The following is a 19804-nucleotide window of genomic DNA, read 5'->3' as shown; positions in this document are numbered from 1 at the left end:
CAGTGAGCATCTTCGGCATCGTAGCTCTCCTGTTTCGGAGTTATCGATGCGTGTCTATTGAAGTGGGGGAAGTGCAGAACGAACTGGAATAACTGGTTATGACTTGTCCAGTGAATCATCGTCTGCGTGCTTCAACAGGAAGCGCCTCACAGCTTCTGAACGTTCTAATCCAAGCGCGTCCATGTTCCGAATTGCAGACTGAATCATCCACTTCGATTCATCTTCCACTTCAAAATGAAGCTTCGCGTTTGAGTCTGCGCCGTTATCCATGTGTTTGATGCTATTTTTGGGGCTAACCAACAGCTTTTTGAGGTCTTTCGGGCTTTGCTTCGCCCAACCCATTTTCCCCCATAGCTTTTCTTGTATATAGCTAAGGTCCTCAATCGTGCTGGTTAGACGATCTTTCTCACCGGCTACTCGCACCAATTTTCCGAATAATTCCTCCGCCACTCCCGCCAAGTTCATTGCAGCAAAATATCTTTGATGCAGCTCCCGCTCTTCAATTGCTGCGTCGAGATATTCCATAGCGATGTCAGACTTCGAATATTCGATCATTGGTCATAACGCCTTGGTTTAGCGGCGCCCCGACAGGGGCGTCCGGTGGAGGCCGCAGGCCGAAACGAACTACAACAATTTGTTAAGAATTTGATGCCCTGGCCGATCGGACTTTGTTGTAGGGGGTCTCTATCTCCCGCAACAGAAATGCTTCTAATCCATAAGCCAAGTATGCGTAGTCTTGATGAAAGCCCAGGGTAACCACTTGGGACACACCGCGTTCAGCCCATTTTGTCTTAGGAACGTACTGCCGATCCTTTACCGGAACACCTCGTTGACCTTCTGCCATGCGGAAATATTGGCCAGTCCTTGAACCAAGACCATAACCAGTATATTTGCCACCGCCTAAAGATGCGCCAACGCCAATATAGAGGACTTCGTCGTGCTCTCCCAACAACAGGTATACACCCTGTTTGTTGTGCCCAGGTAATGTTCCGACCAAATCCCATGGGCTATTCCATCTTGGCATTTCCATTTCCGAGGAAGGCCAATGGCGACGAAAAAATTCGTCAGAGGCAGCTTTGATGTCCTTGAGTGTAACTGTTGGCACGGTTTTCCCTATTCTTAACGCCTGGCTCTGCGGCCCGAAATAGTTGGCGGCTTTTGCGCCGCGAAGCGAAATGCGCAAAAGGTGCCAACTGTTTTGGGTCCGTAGCAGCCACTTGTTAGCTTACTTCGTATCTTATGGTATGACTTAAAGACGAAGGAACAACTTCAGAGCCAAATTCCCAGAAACTACCGTCGTCGTGAATCACTTCCATAACAAAATGAGTATATTTATTGCTGAGCGATCTTCTGAAAATGTCATTGCGTGGAATATCAGCGTTGACGTAATCAGTGTTCAGCGTTGGTTTGAAGTAATTAATGAGACTCATTTCAACTAAAGAGATAGCGTCAGCACCAGCAACATCACTAGTAGAGTTTCGCTCCAAGTACGTTCGACCATCAGAGAGTTTTTTATTAATTATTTTGTCACTATCAAATTGAAAAGCGTATAAATAAATATCTGAGTCATCATCTAAAACAGCCAAAGCTTGTTGAAGCTTTTCATGCTTATATATTCGGTCGCTTAAAGAAGATGACTTTCCTATATATGCAATCTTTGGAAAATCTCTGATATCGATTGCGTAAGCGGAAATGATGCTGTGTATAGAAAATGGTGCATCGTTAACTTGACCGTCTGGGGTATAAAGCCTTAGCGCAACATTCTTTTTATTCTGTTTTTCAGGAATCAACGATAAGCCGATTACAGGTAATGAGCCAGACTTAGACAATAGGCGCTCGTATTCATCAGCATTTTCAACTGACCTAATATGCATTTGCAATGTTTTGGTATCTCCATATATTTTTCTAAACATATCACCTAGATCAATAAACAGAGGTGCCGTATCAATTGTTTCCCTAACAACTGCGCCATCACAAAGTCTTAGATCAATTCTAAGTCTACCTTTGGATGATAATTTAACTTTTTTTGGATCAACGCGAACCTTACCTCTCTCAGCAATAAAATAGATATTACCTTTCTCGATGTGTTCAAGATTTTTCAAGACCTTTCTGTTTCCATCATATAATTGTTCCGGCTTGAAAAATATCGACTCAGTTAAATGCGCGTTAAAGTATATCCCTTCCATAAAACCTTATTACTTTCATCAGTTTATGACGCTTCACCTTAAGCTAACGCCCGAGCGCACCGGCGCACTTTATTGCGTCCGCGTGGCGCGAATTGTTAGGCAGTAGTTGTAAGAGTCTCAAACTCAATATTGCCGTATGCGCCAATCAGAATATCTTCATCCGTTTCTTCTGATACGGGATCAAAGAATGCGTACCCATCCATCTTCAATTCGGCCGATAACTTTTTGGCAGCAATTATTTTTTCGCTATTGAGACGATTCGAAATCGACAGAACTCTATGTGTTGGTGCTGTGTCTGAAGGACCAAATACAGTTACACTTTCAACACCTTTACTCGCCAAATGGCTTTTGATCGACTCTATGTCGCCAAAGTGGCGGTTGACGCCGATCAGAAGACTGGAAAGCTCATTTACGTCTGCGTCCACATTATTAGTTTGTGCAAGTGATGCCTCTATATTCTCGACGCGCCCCATTAACTCACTGTAGATAACTTCGGATTTCGGCCTTTTAACTATTTCATTGGTCTTTTGACTTAAATAGTTAGCATAATACGCATCTTCCTGCAGCTCTGGCCTAAACTTCGTTTGCAGTAAGAAAACAGCTATTAGGAAGACGGGCACATTTGATATCGAAGCAATCACAAGAGCCTCTGACTCCCAGGTTCCTGTCCCAAAGTTTGCTGCTGCGAATAGGAAGCAACTGTTGAGCGAAACCAGACCAACCAACCAAGCTCCAAGCAGCTGAATGGGCTTGGTTATTTTTTCTGGTTTGACAACGTTCTTTTCCATCTTTCATCTAATCCCATTTCAGGTTTTTGCCTAACGTTTATAAGCTGTGCAGCGCAGCGTAGTTCGCGTCCGAACGAGTGCCTTGTTAGCCGTTAATTTTCTATATGCCATCTATGTCATTGATATTGGTTAAGTTGCTTACGGCATGAAGCTCTGTACCAAGTAAATGTCGCTCATTATCCCAAACAGCAAAAAGGTTCTTTGTGCCAGTGTTTTCCTGCTTATTTAGATAAAATTTATAGGTATCCAAGAATAATTGTTCTATGTACTTTGCGATTCTGTTACTACACTCGTAGAAAGTAACATATAACGATTCTTTGTCTGGCCATTTCTTCTTGATGTGATCATTGACCCTTCCCTCTGCCAATCCTTTTCCTACATATACACAAAGCATTGTATGGGTGTCATGATCATCGCAATCATCATAATCAATCCATAGATGGTAAACGCCTGTTTTATTGCGCAATCCCTTAAAATAATCTTTGTATGTCAAATCAGTGAGTTGGAAGGCTCTTTCTAGAGGCACTAGAGTGCAAAAATCACTCGCGTTTACGATGTCGCTTGCCGATGGAGGATTGTAGAGTTCTGAGGTAGCGATGTTGTCGAAATCCGTATAATTTGGATTCTGACAAGGAAAATCTTGATCTACACATTTGGGCATCTGGAAAAGCTTCCTTTCACGGCTAACGCTTGGGCTCCGCGGCCGATTTGGAGGCGCAACGCGCCGGAAAAGCGGTCCGCTGCAGCCCCTTGTTAAGCAAGACTGTATGCCGAACTGTGGTAGTGGATGAAGGGGTACTCACCGAGACCCGCTGCCCTATGTAGCTGTCGAATAGCTTCCTCGACGTTGGAAAAGATCCGCGCTGCATTCTCCAAAGTGCAGGCATCCATCCATTTCGTGCCGATCATATAGGATCGTAACTCATCCTCTGAGAGCTCGACTGTTTCCTGGCGTTCAACTTCCTCAGTCTTGCCGTGCGCAAGTGCGTCACGGAAGTCAAATACATCCATAACAGAGCGAAAGGGTTCTTTCGAAAGATCCTGATTGAGTTCGAGGCGTTCATTGAATTGGCGCAGCTTTTTGAACTTTGAAAACTTCCTCTCTTTGGACTCCCAATTCGAATCCAAATGCGCACCCAGGTGGTTGAAATACGCCTCCACGGCGAATGCTGAATACACCAACACGTTCATCGCCTGAAAAAAACGCCCTTCTTCCTTCTCACGCGCAAATTCAAGCGCCACACGAGCACTTTTGAGCATCCAGTTGTAGGTTGTGACCTTCCCAGATCCTGAAATAGAAACCATTTCTTTAGCCATATGATTGCTTAACGCCTATGCGAAGCGGTGGCTGAAAGCCGTCCGTCTTACGCTATTGGTTATACTGATTTTTGCGGTCGAAGCACGGACTTTATTGATTCAAAATCGCCATTTGCGTATGCCATTAGCTCGGCTTCAACCTCATTGAAACTCACGTTTCTTACCCACTTAGAACTACAACCCTGCACTAGCTCCATTGCTTTCGCGAACTGCTCCCTCGAAAAAACAAACGATCCAATAAACGTTTTCTGCTCTCGAATCATGCGTGTGAAATCAACACTTAAAGATTGCGAAGCAAAGCCAAGGAAAACGCTTTTTCCATTTTTCTTCGTTCGATTAATACACTCAGTGCGAGCTACCTCTGTGCCAACAGTGTCGAACACGATGTCGAATTCGCGGCCGAAGGTCCGAGCTACCTCGCAAGCGCCAAGTGACGAAGCAGCTTCTAAGCGATTGGGAGATAGATCTGAGACAAATACCGATCCATAGCCCTGATCCCGAGCCATTGCTGTTAAACCTAGACCCAGTGAGCCAGCTCCTACAATCAGCACTGAGTCGGTTGGCTTTGGTTGAGCGCGCTCCCACGCATTCACGGCGTTTGCAAACGGCTCGATGAACGACGCTTGCTCCCAGCTTAATGAGGCGGGTAGATGAACAAGAGCACTCTCTGGAACCGATACTTGTTCGGCAAAGCCCCCAGGTCTTTGAACACCAATCAGACTCCAATCGTCGCAAAGTTGGGACTGGCCTTGGTTGCAGTAGAGACAGTCCCCACAACCGGATAGTGGAAAAACCGCTATTCGTTGACCTGCGGTTGTTACGCCGCAAAGCCCATGCCCCATTATGTTTGGAAGAGGCCGAAGCCCTGGATTCTGAAGCGCCGCTACTTCGCTACCACCAAGCCCTGTGACCTCTACATCAATGATCACCTCGCCTTGGCTTGGCTTTGGTGTAGCAACATTTTCGAGACCAAATTTTTGCGGGCCCTTAAGCAAGAGAGCTCTCATTTAGGTTACACCTCCCTGTATAACGCCGCCATAAACGGCTGCCGAAGCAGCGCGTAGGCAGTCCGGTGGAGGCCACGCTTTTTGTGGCCGCAACAGATTTGATGGCCTTGTTATGGGCCCCAGCACTACAGCTCGAGTCATAGAGCATTAATCACCACAGCGATCCCACCGATACTCAATAGCGCGCCATAGAACAAGGCCATTTTGTCACTAGCTGGAGACGAAAAATGTTGGCAAATGAACAAAAATGGCTTCGCAAACGCCGCCTGCTGAAAAACATAAGATGCGAAAAAAGCGATTCCTAAAATCAACATCAGAACCCCAGACCAAGTGGGGCCGCCAACATGTACAACAAGAGAGGCTTCATCAGGGCGACTGAAAAACAGAAACCAAATCGCGAATGCAAAGAATACTGCTATCCCAATGAAAAAAGCGTGGTGCTTCATTCGCAATTCAACCTGCGCCCATAACAGCGTATTCAACGAACGCGTTCGTATAACACGCATTCGTATAATTCCAATCCAACCGAGCTCTTCATCAAGAAAAACTCTCCACAAAACAATGCATAACAAAAAAATGCCACGGCTACCGCCGGAGTTATGCGCCCTTCTCAAAATGCATTTTCCAAACGCGAAGGGGCGTATAACTCCAAGGTAACCTGAATACGGGTTCAACCATATCAGATACTTACGTCGCTTTCCCGCAAAGTTTCCGGGGTTTTGCGAACCGGTTCGTATAACTCCGCACCGCGCCCCCCGTTGACCTGTAGTGCCAATCAAGATTACTGTATATGCATACAGAATCAGGAGATTGAGAATGGATATGGATATCCCCTCCCTTTTGCCCGCACCTCCAGTAAGGTTTCTGGACAAATTACGCGGCTTCATTCGTATGCGCGGGCTGGCCTATAAAACTGAGAAAACCTACTTGTTCTGGATCAAACGGTTCATTCGTTTTCATGATCGCAAACACCCGGAGACGATGGGCGCCTCAGAAGTGGAGGCATTTCTCTCCTATCTGGTCCTGCAGACAAACGCCAGTGCGGCAACTCAGAGAGTTGCCTTGAATGCCTTGGTTTTTCTGTACCGAGGAGGCCAGGGCCGCTATTGGGAATATGAAAGATGAATTTCGATTGATAGCCATGCTTATTTACGGTTCGGGCCTTCGGATCAATGAGGTCCTGCGCCTTCGCGTCAAGGATGTGGATTTTGGAATGCAGCAACTGGTGGTTCGCAGCGGCAAGGGAAACAAGGACCGAGTCACGCTGTTGCCCGACTCGCTTATTCGTCCTCTTACTCAGCAAATTGAATCGGCGCTGCTACAACATGCCAGCGACCTGGCCAGGGGCTACGGCTCGGTGTATTTGCCCACGGCGCTCTCTCGTAAATACCCGAACGCGAGCCGGGAACCTGATTGGCAGTACGTTTTCCCGGCCACAGATTTCTCAGTAGATCCACGCTCAGGTATTCAGCGGCGGCACCATATGCTTGATCGAACGGTTCAGAAAAATTTTCGCAAAGCCATTCGATCGGCAGACATTCGCAAACCAGCAAACAGCCATACTTTCCGGCATAGCTTTGCTACCCGTTTGCTGGAGGCCGGTTACGACATTCGTACCATTCAGAAGCTGCTTGGGCACACGGATATCCGCACCACCGAAATTTACACCCACGTTGTCCGAAGAGGCGGCTTTGGCGTCCGCAGCCCGGTAGACGACGGTTTCTAGCTCTCCCGGTTACTCGCTGGTATCCGCTTTATGCGGATGTGGCTGACCAGAAGGGAGAGGCAGTGGCGGAAAGAGATTCCGCCACTGCGCCGTTATTGCATCTCGTTGTAGGCCGCATCCGTCTTGGCCGCCATCACGAAATCATTCTTGTGCAAACCGCCGATGGTGTGGGTCCACCAGCTCACGGTTACTTTTCCGTACTCGAGAAGTATGGCGGGGTGATGGTCTTCCGCCTCGGCCAGGTCGCCCACTTTGTTGGTGAATGCCTGGGCCTGGGCAAAGTTCTTGAGCTTGAACACCCTGTGCAACTGCTCTTCGCCGTCGGCCTCAACGATTTCCCAGTCGGGAACTTCCTTGTGCAGGGTTTGCTTTTCACTCTCCGAAACCGTTGGGGCACCTGCACGGCAGGCTTCACAGGATTGCTGGGTTAACTCGCTCATGCGTTACCTCCGAATTCGTTCCATTCACCCCTACTCTGGGCTTCAAGTCTGGCTTTATCAACCGGGGCTGGCGTTGCGTGAGGCAACGCCTGAGGGCTGGGTGTTAACTGGCAAGCATGGTCGCCTGTTCTGGCACCCCTGCCCGGCGCAGTCCTTCCAGATAACAATCGACCTGAGCCTGTTCCCTGAGGTAGAGAAGTTTTTCCCGGGCAAAAGCTACCGAAAACCCGGGCAATTCCAGCAGCAGCCGCGCCGTCGCATCGTGAGCCGCCGAGGTCCGGTTGAGGTACGCCAGTGCCACGGCGCGGTGGGCGCTGGTCCAGTACTGGCAATTGGGGATGGTTGCGGCCCAGTCCGTCCACTCCAGGGCGGTCTCGTAATCACCCTTGAAAATCATGGCAAGAGCGCCGTAGGTTAAGAATGCCCACATCTGCGGGTCATTGGGGCTCAGGGCAATGGATTTCCGGAAATTTTTCAGTGCTTCTTCGTACCGGGTCTCGTAGGCCAGTGAATCACCGAGGCCGCAAAACGCCGCGGCGAAAGTCGGGTTGAGCTCAATGGCTATGCGGTTTTCGCTGATGGCGCTCCGGTATTCTCGGCGCGCCAGCAGCACCCGTGCCCTCAGGGCATGAAAGGTGGCATTGTTGGGCATCAGGGACAGCGACTGATCACAGGCTCGCAGGGCCTCATCCAGGAGGGTTTGGGCGGGTTTGGTATCCCAGTAGACCATGCCGAGAATCACCGCATAGGCCCACCAGGCATACGCCTCTCCGAAGTAGGGATCCAGTTCCTGGCTCTGTCGCAGCAAACGCTGGGCCTCACGGTTGTCCGGCCCGGTGAATCGATAGAAATGGTGAACACCAAGGTGGTAACAATCCCAGGCCTGAAGATTGGCCGGTCGGTTGTGGACCACCTTGTAGCGCTCGGCGTAGCCGATCTCGGGCTCAAGGCGGGCGGCGATCGTCTCGGTAATGTCGTCCTGCAGCTCGAAGATGTCGGCAATCTGGCGGTTGTAACGATCGGCCCACTGAGTGTGTCCGCTGTGGCAATCCGTGAGGTGAACATTCACTCGCACGCGGTCCCCGGCCCGCTGCACACTACCCTCCACCACGTAATCCACGCCCAGAGTCTGCCCCAGCAGCTGCACATTGGTCGCCTGCCCTTTGAAGCCAAAGCTGGTGTTACGGGCCACCACATCAAGCCAGCGGTGCTTGGAGAGGTTCGAGATGATGTCGGTGGTAATGCCGTCTGAGAAGTATTCCTGGCCGGGGTCGTTAGTGAGGTTGGTGAACGGCAGTACCGCAACCGCTGGCTTGGCACTGTGGGGGGCTGGCTCTTGTGCCGGACACGTTGATTCAGGCTCTACCGTCGGCGGTTCAGCGGCGGATGGCCCCACGGTTGCCGGGGTGTCCTCGGCAACGTCCAGCTCCTGCACCGGGGCAATAAAACGGAAGCCCTTCTTGTGCACCGTACGGATGTAGCGCTGGGTGCGGCCATCATCCTCCAGCAGCTTGCGGGCAATCTTGATGCGGCTGCTGAGCGCCGAGTCGGAGACGATCCGGCCTCGCCACACGCTTTCGTTGATTTCTTCCTTGGTGAGCATGCGGTGGCGATTCTGTACCAGCATGACAAGCAATTCGATCACTTGCGGCTCGGTTGCCAGGGCAACACCGCTACGGGATAGCTCGAAACGGTCGGTATCGAGTTCAAAGTCGTCAAATTGGTAACGCATAAGCCAAGCCGTAAAAGCCTGTCCATGTCTTTAAAAGGGTATTTCAATATCCAGAGTTTCTCCAGATTTAAATCGTTTCCCCGCCAAGCTTGGCCTGACTCCGAGGCCTACGATAGATCCTGTTGCATGAGCAACCACACACCGACCACCCGGAGACACTGACATGACCATTCAACAAGCCAACGCCCTCAACAAGTACCTGGTTAACTGCCAGGACGGCACCAACAACCTTGAACGCGCCACCATTGCCACCATCCTTGCGACCACCGCGTCCAAAACCAGTGAAACTGCCCTGTTCATCACCGCCGATGCCACGAACCTGTTCGTCAAGGGCGCGATGGAGGGACTGGCAGCCGATGGCCACGAACCCCTGGAGAACCTGATCAGCCAGTACCAGGCCAACGGTGGCAAGATCTGGATCTGCCCGGTCTGCCTGAAAACCAAGGGCATCGGCGAGTCCGACCTGATTGACGGAGCCGAGGTTGCGGGCGCGCCACGAACCATGGAGTTCCTGGCGACCGGCGGCCTGATGCTGGCCTGAGCGAACACCGCGGCGGCTCACCGGGAGTCGCCGCGATTGAGTGAAACCATCCCGATTTTTTTGGGTCGAACCAGTTGGAGCGTCATGATCATGAACACAGACAGGGCCGAATGCGGCCACCTGACAGAGTTCTCAGCACAGCTCGCCCAGCAGCTGGACGCTTACCTGACCTTTCAGCATCCGGATGCCCAACAGCAGGCACACATCTGGCGCTCGGCCCTGGAGCAACCGATCCCTGAAGACGGCATTGGCATCCGTGCGGTGCTGGCAGAGTTGGGCAATTGGGTGATTCCCAACGGCTCCCCCATCCCCAACCCTGGCTGCACCGCCTTTATCACTACCGGAGCCACCACCATTGGCGCGCTGGCAACGCTGGCCGGTTCGGTGGCGGCGCCGCAGCGCCTTGGTCTTACCGCCTTCAATTTCCTTGAAGAACTCTCGCTGGACTGGATGGCCCGGATGTTTGAACTCCCGGAGGGCATGAAAGGGCTGTACAGCAGCGGTGGTTCAGTCGCCAATCTGGTGGCTCTGGGCGCAGCCCGACAGCGGGCGTTTGAAGGTCTGGGTATTGATCCGGCCAGGGACGGGATCAACCGGCCTTGCCGTCTGTATGCCTCCGCCGAATGCCACCATTCGGTTCAACGCGCCGCCGCCGTTTTGGGAATGGGCCGGCGCTCGGTGTGCGAAATCGAAACCGACGCGCAGGGCCGGATGTGTCCGGCGGCATTGCGCCGACAGTTAATGGCAGATCAGGAGACAAACCTGTTACCGGTGGCGGTGATCGCCAATGCCGGCAGCACCAATCGGGGCGCCATTGACCCGCTCCGGGAGGTTGGTGAAACCGCCCGCGCTTACGGCGTCTGGTTTCATGTGGACGGCGCCTATGGCCTGCCGGGCATTCTCGATCCCCGCATCCGGCACCTGTACGCAGGGCTGGAGCTGGCCGATTCCGTCATCGTGGACCCGCACAAGTGGCTAGGCGCCCCCGTCGGCATTGGCGCTACCTACGTGAAAGACCGCGAGTTGCTGAACCGGGCCTTCACCCAGGAGGCGGCCACTTATCTGGAAGGCGCCTGCACCACCGAGGGCGTCGCGCATTCCATGGACAACCTGGGCATTCCCTATGCGGACATGGGCGTGGAGCTGTCCGCCCCGTCCCGTGGTGCGGTGGTCTGGGCCCTGATTCGGGAGATCGGCGTAGCAGGTTTACGGGAACGGATCGTTCGCCACAACAGTCTGGCCCGGCACGTTGCCGAACGAGCCCAGGAGCACCCGAATCTTCAGGTGGTGTCGGAACCCACCCTCTCGATTTGCGGTTTTCGTTATCTTGGCGAGCGCTGGGATGACCTGAACGAACTGAACCGCCGCATTCACCGGCGCATGGTGCAGCGTGGGCTGGCGATCCCCAGCACCACCGTGGTCAATGGCGCGCTGGCGATCCGGCCTTGTTTTGTGGGGGCAAGAACAACCTTGAAGGAAGCCGATGAACTCGTTGACGAGGTTCTGATCGTGGGCCAGGAAGTGGCCAAAACGAATGACGAAGCCGCTGGCTGAGCTATAATTTAGGGATCCCTGGCGTACCCCGAAATGGGTTAGGGCTTCCTTCTCTCAAGAGCATAAGAGGAGAAGAATCATGGGTACGCTTTACAGCAGCATCCTGGACACCATCGGCCGTACTCCGGCGGTGCGTATCAACAACCTTGGCCCCAAGGGGGTCAATCTTTACGTCAAAGTCGAAGCCTTCAACCCCATGGGGTCGGTCAAGGATCGACTGGCGCTGGGCGTGATCGAAGACGCGGAGCGCCGCGGCGAACTGAAGCCCGGACAAACCATTGTCGAGGCCACCAGCGGCAACACCGGCATCGGGCTGGCCATGGTCTGCGCCCAGAAGGGCTACCCTCTGGTGGTCACCATGGCCGAAAACTTCAGTGTGGAACGGCGCAAGCTGATGCGTTTTCTGGGCGCGAAGGTCGTGCTCACCCCTGCCTCCCTGAAGGGCTCCGGTATGGTCGCCAAGGCGGAAGAACTGGCCCGTGAACACGGGTGGTGGCAACCCCGGCAGTTCGAGAATCCGGCCAACGCCGCCGTGCACGAACGCACCACGGCAGTTGAGATTCTGGAGGATTTCGAGGGCGTCGGGCTCGATTACTGGGTCACCGGTTTCGGCACCGCCGGCACACTCAACGGCGTGTCCCGGGTGCTTAAGCGCAAGAGCCCGAACACCCGCATTGTTGTCTGTGAACCGGACAACTCCGCGATTCTGGCCAGCGGCATTGCCCAGCCCCGGGATGCCAGTGGCAACCACTCGGAAAGCCACCCGATGTTCCGCCCGCACCTGATGCAGGGCTGGTCACCGGACTTTGTGCCCAAGCTCGCGGAAGAAGTCATGCAGGCCCACAACATCGACGAGTTCCTGCCCATCAATGGTAACGATTCTCTGCAGTGCGCCCGGGATCTGGCCCGCCGTGAAGGGATCTTTGTCGGCATCTCCTCCGGTGCCACCTTCGCCGGCGCCCTCCAGGTTGCCGAACAGGCTCCGGAAGGCTCGAACATCCTGTGCATGCTGCCAGACACCGGGGAGCGCTACCTGACCACCCCGCTGTTTGAGGATGTGCCCGTGGAAATGACCGAAGAGGAAATGGCGCTGTCACGCTCCACCCCCAACTACCGGTTCGATATCACCGTGCCGCAGGCACCGCCGGCTCCGAGCAAGCCGGTCGAGCTGGATCCGGAAGCGGTGGAGGAAGTGGAAGCACTGATCAGCGATCCGGCCCACCCGGTCGTCATGTTTGCACTGGAATGGTGTGAGTTCTGTTGGTCGGTGCGCAAGGTGTTCCAGAAGTATGGCATCGACTACAAGTCGGTGGATCTGGATTCGGTGGCCTATCAACAGGGCAACCGGGGTGGCCAGATACGCGCGGTACTGAAAGAAAAAACCGGCTGGACCACCCTGCCGCAGATTTTCATCAACGGCGAGTTTGTTGGCGGCTGCACCGATGTCTTTGACCAGATCAAGGATGGGTCCCTGCTCCCCCGCCTGCAAAGCCAGCACATCGACTTCAACCCGGAGATTCATGTGGACCCGTACAGCATGCTGCCGGGCTGGCTGCATCCTCGCTGATCCCGAGACACCATCTTTCAAAAGGGGCTTTCAGCCCCTTTTTTGTGGCCGGCTTCTCCTTGGGAAAACTCAGCATTGCCTTCACGCCATCCTTGAAATCCAGCCGCTTTCAGAATACTGTATATTTAAACAGTATATTGAGACTTTTCCCATGAGCGAGCTTCTGAACACGCTGATGCAGGATGCCCGTGTCTGGCAGGGGCACCGGCACACGCAAACCACCCAGCCGGCGGAACCGACCGGTTACCAGATTCTGGACAACCAGCTCGGCGGCATTGGCTGGCCGAAGGGTGCCCTCAGCGAATGCCTGCTGGACACCCCCGGTATTGGCGAGCTGCACCTGCTGCTGCCCCTGATGCAACGGCTTTCCCACAATGGCAAAACCGTGTTCTGGCTGAACCCGCCGTATACGCCCTATGCCCCGGCACTGGCCCGGGAAGGTGTGAATCTGGATCAGGTGGTCATGATCCACACTTACGACGACGGCGATTTCCTGTGGACTCTGGAAAACTGCCTGCGTTCGCCGGTTACCGGTCTGGTGATGGCCTGGCCGGGCAAACTGGCCTCGCGGGAGGTCCGGCGTTTACAGCTGGCCGCCGAGGCCGGCAGCAATGTGTGTGTGCTCTTCCGTGAGCGCCGCTATGCCGATCAGAACTCCCCCGCCGCCCTGCGCCTGGAGCTGGAACCCGGCGAGCAACAGGACCTGAAGGTCAATATCGTGAAGCGCCGTGGCAGCTGGCCCGGCCAACGTTGCACCCTGGCTATGTCGCACCGGGCAGACCTGTCATTCCACGAAGCCCCCCGTGTGGTTCAGGGTCCCTGGCCCGCTTCAAACCGGTAATATCGCCATGCTCTGGTTGTACCTGCACTTCCCGCACCTGTTGCTGGACCATATTCGCCGGTCCCGCGAGGAAGCGGGCGCACTGGTGATCGTCGAAGGTTCCGGGCAAAAGGTGATCCAAGCCTGCCCCGGTGCCCGGGATCAGGGCGTGTACGCTGGCATGCGGCTGAAAACCGCCATCAGTCTGGTGCCGGAGCTGGGTACGGTGCGAGCAGACCATCAGCAGGAAGCCCGGATTCTTGAGGATCAGGCCCGCTGGCTGTACCGCTATGCCGACCACATTGTGCTGGCACCGCCGGATGGCCTGATGGCGGAAATCGGCAGCCTGCAGCGGCTGTACGGTGGCTTGCCGGCAGTCTGGCAGACCGTGGAACAGGCCCTTGATGGACGCCAGCTGACGGCCTGGCCCGGCATTGGCCACACCCCCCTGGCGGCCCGGCTGATTGCCCGCAGTGGTAGAGGGGAGTGCACCGCAGACAACGGCCACATCCTGCGCACCCTGGGCCAGATGCCACTGCTGGCGGCAGAGTTCGATGCCCGCACCTGCACCCGCCTGCAGCGGCTGGGGCTGAACACCCTGAGCGAGGTCTTTGACCTGCCGCCGGCAGAGCTGGCTCGCCGACTGTCCCCGGAAACCCTGGCCCATGTCCAGAAAATTCAGGGTTCCCGGCTAGACCCACAGTCCCCCTGGCAGCCACCCCACCACTTCCGGCAGCAGGCGGATTTCGTACAGGAGATTGAACAGGTCCAGGGCTTGCTGTTTCCGCTGCAGCGCATTCTGTCAGAACTGGAGGAGGACCTGTGCTGGCGCCAGCAGGAGACCGACAGCCTGCTGCTGATTCTCCATCATCGGCACGAAGAACCGACCCGCCTGCGCATCCGCACCTCCGGTCCGGAGCACCGGGCAGAGGCGTTCCTGAACCTGATTCGCCTGCGCTTTGAGCAGCACCCCCTGAGGGCTCCGGTCATTTCACTGTTGCTGTCGGTAAAACGCTTCCTGGGGCGCGAAGCCCCCACCGGGCAAGATCTGTTGGGCGAGACCCAGGATCTGAATGAAGCCTGGCATACCCTGATGAGCCGGCTACAGGCCCGCCTTGGGGACCATGCCCTCAAGCAGCTGTCGCCCCAGGCCGACCATCGCCCGGAACGGGCCTGGAGCGCCTCCGCCGTGCAGCGAAAAAGCCGGCCGGAGGCAACGCCTTGGAGTCAGTTGCCCCGCCGCCCCTTATGGCTGCTGCAGGGGCCACAACCACTCACGGAAGCGCCGACCACATGGTTTGCCGGGCCGGAACGGATCAGTGGCGGCTGGTGGGATGGCCAGCGGGTGCATCGGGACTACTACATTGCCCAACTCAGTAATGGTCAGCTGGCCTGGGTATTCCGGGATGTCCGGGACGGCTGGTTCGTGCATGGTTGGTTTGGCTGATGAACGAATTGTCTTACGCCGAGCTGTTCTGCTTCAGCAACTTTACCTTTCTGACCGGCGCCTCCCACCCCCAGGAACTGGCCGAACGGGCCGCCGAGCTGGGCTACACCGCCCTGGCCATCACCGATGCCTGCTCGGTGGCCGGTATTCCCCGCGCCTGGGCCGCCCTGAAGGACAGCCCGGTGAAACTGATCACCGGCAGCTGGTTTGAGCTTGATGACGGCCCGCCCGGCGCCGTCCCGCCCCGGTTTATTGTTCTGGCCCGCACGCGCAAGGGGTATGGCCAGCTGTGCCAGCTGATCACCACCGGCCGACGCCGGGCTGAGAAGGGCCAGTACCAACTGCTCTTTCGGGATGTGGAGACCCACACACTGGATGACTGTCTGTGTTTGTGGCTGCCGCCCGCACCGGCTGAAGCCGACGCCGACCAGGCCCTGGCCGGTGGCGAATGGCTACAACGATTGTTCGAGCCACGCTTCTGGATTGCCGCGGCCCGTACCCTAGAATCCGGCGAAGAACAGCAACTGGCCCGGGCCCGCTGGCTGGCCGACCAGTTGCGCTGCCCGATCACCGCCTCCGGCGAGGTGCATATGCACAGCCGTGAGCGCCAGCCGCTTCAGGACGTGCTCACCGCCCTGCGCAACCACACCAGCCTGGAGAACGCCGGCCACTGCCTGTTTCAGAATGGCGAACGTTACCTGCGGCCCTTACCGGTTTTGCGGCGCCTGTTCCCGGACACCTGGCTCCGGGAAGCCCTCCGGATTGCTGACCAATGCACCTTCGAGCCCGGCAGCCTGCGCTACGAATACCCGCCAGACCTGGTACCGGAGGCAGAAACGCCGGCCGGCTACCTGAAACGACTCACCCACGAGGGTGAACGCCGCCGTTACCCGGATGGCACGCCGCTGACCGTGCAGGCCCTGATTCGCAAGGAGCTGGCGCTGATCTCTGAGATGAAGTACGAGCACTACTTCCTTACCATTCATGACATCGTCGCCTTTGCCCGCGGCCGCGGCATCCTCTGCCAGGGCCGGGGCTCGGCCGCCAACTCCGCGGTCTGTTACTGCCTGGGCATCACCGAAGTGAACCCGGCCCGGGTGGAACTGCTGTTTGAACGCTTCATCTCCAAGGACCGGAACGAGCCCCCGGACATCGACGTGGATTTCGAACACCAGCGCCGGGAAGAAGTCATCCAGTACATTTACCGGCGCTACAGCCGGGAGCGTGCGGCACTGGCCGCCACGGTGATTCGTTACCGTCCCCGCAGTGCCATCCGCGATGTCGGCAAGGCCCTGGGCTTTGATCCGGCTCAGGTGGAGCAATTGCTGGAAGGCATCGACTGGCGTGACAAGGCCACCGGCTGGCGCCAACAGGTGCTCGACAAGCGCCTGACCCGAAACCCGAAAGTGGCGGACCAGTTCTTTACCCTGGTCAATACCCTGCTGGGTTTCCCGCGGCATCTGTCCCAGCACGTGGGCGGCTTCGTCATCAGCTCCGGCCCGCTGGCCGAACTGGTCCCGGTGGAAAATGCCGCCATGGCCGACCGCACCGTGATTCAGTGGGACAAAGACGATCTGGAAAGCCTGGGCCTGATGAAAGTGGACGTCCTCGCTCTGGGCATGCTCTCAGCCATTCGCCGGGCTCTGGAACTGATCAGCCGGGAAAAGGGCCATCCCTTCCGGATGCAAGACATCCCCCACGAAGACCGCGCCACCTACGCCATGCTCCAGAAAGGCGACAGCATCGGCGTATTCCAGGTGGAGTCCCGCGCCCAGATCAACATGCTGCCCCGACTCAAACCGGAGACTTATTACGACCTGGTGATCGAAGTGGCGATCGTTCGCCCCGGCCCGATTCAGGGTGATATGGTGCACCCCTACCTGCGGCGCAAGCACGGCCTGGAGCCGGTGGACTACCCCAACGACGCCATCCGCAAGGTGCTCGAGCGCACGCTGGGGGTGCCGATCTTCCAGGAACAGGTCATCAAGCTGGCCATGGTCGCGGCCGGTTTCTCCGCCGGCGAGGCGGACCAGCTGCGCCGGGCCATGGCTGCCTGGAAATCCCACGGGGACCTGACCCCGTTCCGGGACAAACTGGTCACCGGCATGCTGGAACGGGGCCACAGCGCCGACTTCGCTGAACGGCTGTACCAGCAAATCTGCGGGTTTGGCGGTTACGGATTTCCCGAATCCCACGCCGCCAGTTTTGCGCTGCTGGTGTACGTCTCCGCCTGGATCAAGTGCCATCACCCGGCTGCGTTCTACTGCGCCCTTCTCAACAGCCAGCCCATGGGCTTCTACTCCCCCTCGCAGCTGGTTCAGGATGCCCGCCGCCACGGGGTGACCGTGCTGCCGGTCGATGTAAACCACAGCCACTGGGATCACACTCTGAACAGCCCGAACCAGCACCTCCGGCTCGGACTCAGGCTAATTCAGGGCTTCTCGTCCAGCGGCGCCGAGCGGCTATGCCAGCAACGGCCAGATAACGGCTATAGCTCCGCCAGCGAACTGCGCAGCCTTGCCGGCCTCCAGCAACGGGACATGGAACTGCTCGCCGGCGCCAACGCCATGCCGGACTTCACCGCCAACCGCCACCAGGCCTACTGGCAACTGCTGGAGTACGAACAACCCACCGAACTGTTTGCCGAGGAAGCCCCGGCCAGTTACCAGCCAGAGCAATGCGAACAGCTTCCGGAACCCACCGAAGGCCAGAACGTACTCGCCGACTACACCAGCCAGGGCCTGAGCCTGCAACGTCACCCACTGGCCCTGCTCCGTGAACAGGGCCATCTCCAGTTCTGCCTCAGCGCCGAACAACTCAAAACCACCAAAGCCGGCATCCCCGTGCAGGTCGCCGGCCTCGTCACCGGCCGCCAACGCCCCGGCTCCGCCTCCGGTGTTACCTTCGTGACCCTCGAAGACGAAACCGGCAACGTAAACGTGGTGGTCTGGCTGGAAACCGCAAGACGACAGCGAAAACCGCTGCTGACGGCGCGGTTGTTACATGTGAAAGGAGTGTTGGAGAGAGAGGGGGATATCGTTCACGTGATGGCCGGAAAACTCTCGGACCTGAGCCACCTCATCAAGACGCTTCCGGTCAGTTCCCGGAATTTTCACTAGGTACGAGAAAACTCGCAAGCCTGAATGCACCTGTGTGGACACCCTTTTCAGGAATGTTGGAGGCCATGGACGGCCGGAAACAAGCGCACATGGATGTGCTCGTAGCGGTTCCTGAAAAGGGTGTCCATGCAGGTGCAGCCCCACGCTGGCAGTCCTAAAAAGAAAAACCCCGCAAGACATACGCCAAGCGGGGTTTTCGGTACTGAACGAGCGAGAGGATCAGCTAAGCAGCTTGATCATCACACCCGCAGCAACCGCAGAGCCGATAACACCGGCCACGTTCGGACCCATGGCATGCATCAGCAGGAAGTTCTGCGGGTTGGCTTCCAGACCCACCTTGTTGGATACCCGCGCCGCCATCGGCACCGCAGATACACCGGCAGAACCGATCAGCGGGTTGATCTGCTCGCTGGTGAACTTGTTCATCAGCTTCGCCATCAGAACACCACACGCGGTACCAACACCGAAGGCGACGATACCCAGGCCCAGGATACCCAGTGTTTGAGCATCCAGGAACTTGTCTGCCATCAGCTTGGAGCCGACAGACAGCCCCAGGAAGATGGTCGTGATGTTAATCAGCGCGTTCTGGGCCGTATCGCTCAGACGCTCAACCACACCACACTCACGCATCAGGTTACCGAAACAGAACATACCCAGCAGAGGCGCTGCATCCGGCAGGAACAGAACAACCGCAATCAGCACGACCAGAGGGAAGATGATCTTCTCTTTCTTGCTGACCGGACGCAGCTGCGTCATCTTCATGGCCCGCTCTTTCTGACTGGTCAGCGCCTTCATGATCGGCGGCTGGATCATCGGCACCATCGCCATGTAGGCGTAGGCCGATACCGCAATCGCACCCAGAAGATGCGGAGCCAGCACGCTGGACACATAGATAGACGTCGGGCCGTCGGCACCACCGATGATGCCGATGGCCGCGGCTTCCAGAATGTTGAAATCCAGAATACCGAACCAATCAAGCAGCGCAGCGCCCAGAACCGTACCGAAAATACCGAACTGCGCGGCAGCGCCAAGCAGCATCGTCTTCGGGTTAGCGAGCAGCGGGCCAAAGTCGGTCATGGCGCCCACACCCATGAAGATCACCAGTGGCCCGATGGTGCTGCCTATAACCACAGAGTAGAAGTTATAGAGCATGCCATTGCCGTAGCCGAAATCCTGGGCGATGGAATTCGCCATTACCATTTCGGAGTGGCTAGCCTCTTTCACCGCCACCTTGAACGCTTCCTTCAGCTCGGGCGTGACCGCCTGACCCGCCTGATAGGCCACGTCCAGCGGCGCCGCCAGGGCGACCAGAAGCTGGCTCGCGCCATCTTTCAGCGCGAAATGGATCGCGTTTTCCGCCGCAGTCAGGGCAAGCCCTGCCTCCGGAATGTTCGCCAGAATACCGCCGAACCCGATGGGCACCAGCAGCAGCGGCTCAAAGCCCTTGCGAATCGCAAGGAACAGCAGAAGAAGGCCGACGGCAATCATGATTACCTGGCCAAGCTCGATATTGAACAGGCCACTGCCCGTCCAGAGTGTCATTAATTTATCCATGGAATG

At 56.2% G+C, this 19804-nt stretch carries 17 protein-coding genes and 1 pseudogene; 7 read left to right on the top strand and 11 right to left on the bottom strand.

The window, feature by feature from the left end; all coding sequences use genetic code 11:
• Positions 1–96: 96 nt before the first annotated feature.
• The 8 genes from KZO34_RS18530 to KZO34_RS18495 all read right to left on the bottom strand — a co-directional run bounded on the left by KZO34_RS18530 (position 97) and on the right by KZO34_RS18495 (position 5744).
• The gene (locus KZO34_RS18530) at positions 97–555 is read right to left on the bottom strand and encodes a hypothetical protein (protein ID WP_219478475.1); all 459 of its coding nucleotides are present in this window, start codon (positions 553–555) and stop codon (positions 97–99) included.
• 82 nt (positions 556–637) lie between these two features.
• Positions 638–1183, bottom strand: a complete 546-nt coding sequence (locus tag KZO34_RS18525; RefSeq protein ID WP_219478468.1) for a hypothetical protein — start codon at positions 1181–1183, stop codon at positions 638–640.
• Between the two features lie 37 nt (positions 1184–1220).
• The gene (locus KZO34_RS18520) at positions 1221–2102 is read right to left on the bottom strand and encodes a hypothetical protein (RefSeq protein WP_219478466.1); all 882 of its coding nucleotides are present in this window, start codon (positions 2100–2102) and stop codon (positions 1221–1223) included.
• Between the two features lie 179 nt (positions 2103–2281).
• Positions 2282–2974 carry a hypothetical protein gene (locus KZO34_RS18515; RefSeq protein WP_219478465.1) on the bottom strand — a complete coding sequence of 231 codons (693 nt, stop codon included), beginning with the start codon at positions 2972–2974 and terminating at the stop codon, positions 2282–2284.
• 100 nt (positions 2975–3074) lie between these two features.
• Positions 3075–3635 (bottom strand): hypothetical protein, encoded by a 561-nt coding sequence (locus KZO34_RS18510; protein WP_219478462.1) that lies wholly within the window; start codon positions 3633–3635, stop codon positions 3075–3077.
• Between the two features lie 92 nt (positions 3636–3727).
• On the bottom strand, positions 3728–4291 hold the full coding sequence (locus KZO34_RS18505; RefSeq protein WP_219478460.1) for a hypothetical protein: 564 nt from the start codon (positions 4289–4291) through the stop codon (positions 3728–3730).
• Positions 4292–4350: 59 nt separating this feature from the next.
• Positions 4351–5298: a zinc-dependent alcohol dehydrogenase gene (locus KZO34_RS18500; protein WP_219478458.1), complete on the bottom strand. Its 948-nt coding sequence runs from the start codon at positions 5296–5298 to the stop codon at positions 4351–4353.
• 137 nt (positions 5299–5435) lie between these two features.
• Entirely contained in the window at positions 5436–5744 is a 309-nt protein-coding gene (locus tag KZO34_RS18495) for a hypothetical protein (RefSeq protein WP_219478456.1), read from the bottom strand.
• 370 nt (positions 5745–6114) lie between these two features.
• On the opposite strand from KZO34_RS18495, the pseudogene KZO34_RS18490 reads away from it, so the two are divergent.
• Positions 6115–7024: pseudogene (locus KZO34_RS18490) on the top strand (integron integrase).
• A 92-nt stretch (positions 7025–7116) separates the two neighbouring features.
• On the opposite strand, the gene KZO34_RS18485 reads toward KZO34_RS18490, so the two are convergent.
• Together KZO34_RS18485 and KZO34_RS18480 are read right to left on the bottom strand one after the other, a co-directional pair.
• On the bottom strand, positions 7117–7464 hold the full coding sequence (locus KZO34_RS18485; protein ID WP_219478454.1) for a 4a-hydroxytetrahydrobiopterin dehydratase: 348 nt from the start codon (positions 7462–7464) through the stop codon (positions 7117–7119).
• Positions 7465–7567: 103 nt separating this feature from the next.
• Positions 7568–9196, bottom strand: a complete 1629-nt coding sequence (locus KZO34_RS18480) for a winged helix-turn-helix domain-containing tetratricopeptide repeat protein (RefSeq protein WP_219478452.1) — start codon at positions 9194–9196, stop codon at positions 7568–7570.
• 163 nt (positions 9197–9359) lie between these two features.
• On the opposite strand from KZO34_RS18480, the gene KZO34_RS18475 reads away from it, so the two are divergent.
• The 6 genes from KZO34_RS18475 to KZO34_RS18450 all read left to right on the top strand — a co-directional run bounded on the left by KZO34_RS18475 (position 9360) and on the right by KZO34_RS18450 (position 18244).
• Positions 9360–9737 carry a DsrE family protein gene (locus KZO34_RS18475; protein WP_219478451.1) on the top strand — a complete coding sequence of 126 codons (378 nt, stop codon included), beginning with the start codon at positions 9360–9362 and terminating at the stop codon, positions 9735–9737.
• 90 nt (positions 9738–9827) lie between these two features.
• The gene (locus tag KZO34_RS18470) at positions 9828–11291 is read left to right on the top strand and encodes a pyridoxal phosphate-dependent decarboxylase family protein (RefSeq protein ID WP_219478450.1); all 1464 of its coding nucleotides are present in this window, start codon (positions 9828–9830) and stop codon (positions 11289–11291) included.
• Between the two features lie 79 nt (positions 11292–11370).
• Positions 11371–12858 (top strand): cysteine synthase A, encoded by a 1488-nt coding sequence (gene cysK, locus KZO34_RS18465; protein WP_219478449.1) that lies wholly within the window; start codon positions 11371–11373, stop codon positions 12856–12858.
• A gap of 151 nt (positions 12859–13009) precedes the next feature.
• A complete protein-coding gene (gene imuA / locus KZO34_RS18460) occupies positions 13010–13699 on the top strand; it encodes a translesion DNA synthesis-associated protein ImuA (protein WP_219478448.1) in 690 nt (229 codons plus the stop codon).
• A 7-nt stretch (positions 13700–13706) separates the two neighbouring features.
• A complete protein-coding gene (locus tag KZO34_RS18455) occupies positions 13707–15125 on the top strand; it encodes a Y-family DNA polymerase (RefSeq protein WP_219478447.1) in 1419 nt (472 codons plus the stop codon).
• Complete coding sequence (locus tag KZO34_RS18450) at positions 15125–18244, top strand: error-prone DNA polymerase (protein WP_219478446.1); 3120 nt, start codon at positions 15125–15127, stop codon at positions 18242–18244. The genes KZO34_RS18455 and KZO34_RS18450 overlap by 1 nt, the downstream gene beginning before the upstream one ends.
• Positions 18245–18463: 219 nt before the next feature.
• Here the strand turns inward: KZO34_RS18450 and KZO34_RS18445 are convergent, their stop codons facing one another.
• On the bottom strand, positions 18464–19798 hold the full coding sequence (locus KZO34_RS18445) for a sodium ion-translocating decarboxylase subunit beta (protein ID WP_374706543.1): 1335 nt from the start codon (positions 19796–19798) through the stop codon (positions 18464–18466).
• Positions 19799–19804 lie beyond the last annotated feature (6 nt).

This window comes from Marinobacter sp. F4206 (assembly GCF_019392195.1).
Classification (GTDB): Bacteria; Pseudomonadota; Gammaproteobacteria; order Pseudomonadales; family Oleiphilaceae; genus Marinobacter.
The sequence above is the reverse complement of the archived record's forward strand: the minus strand, read 5'-3'. Positions and strand labels throughout refer to the sequence as shown.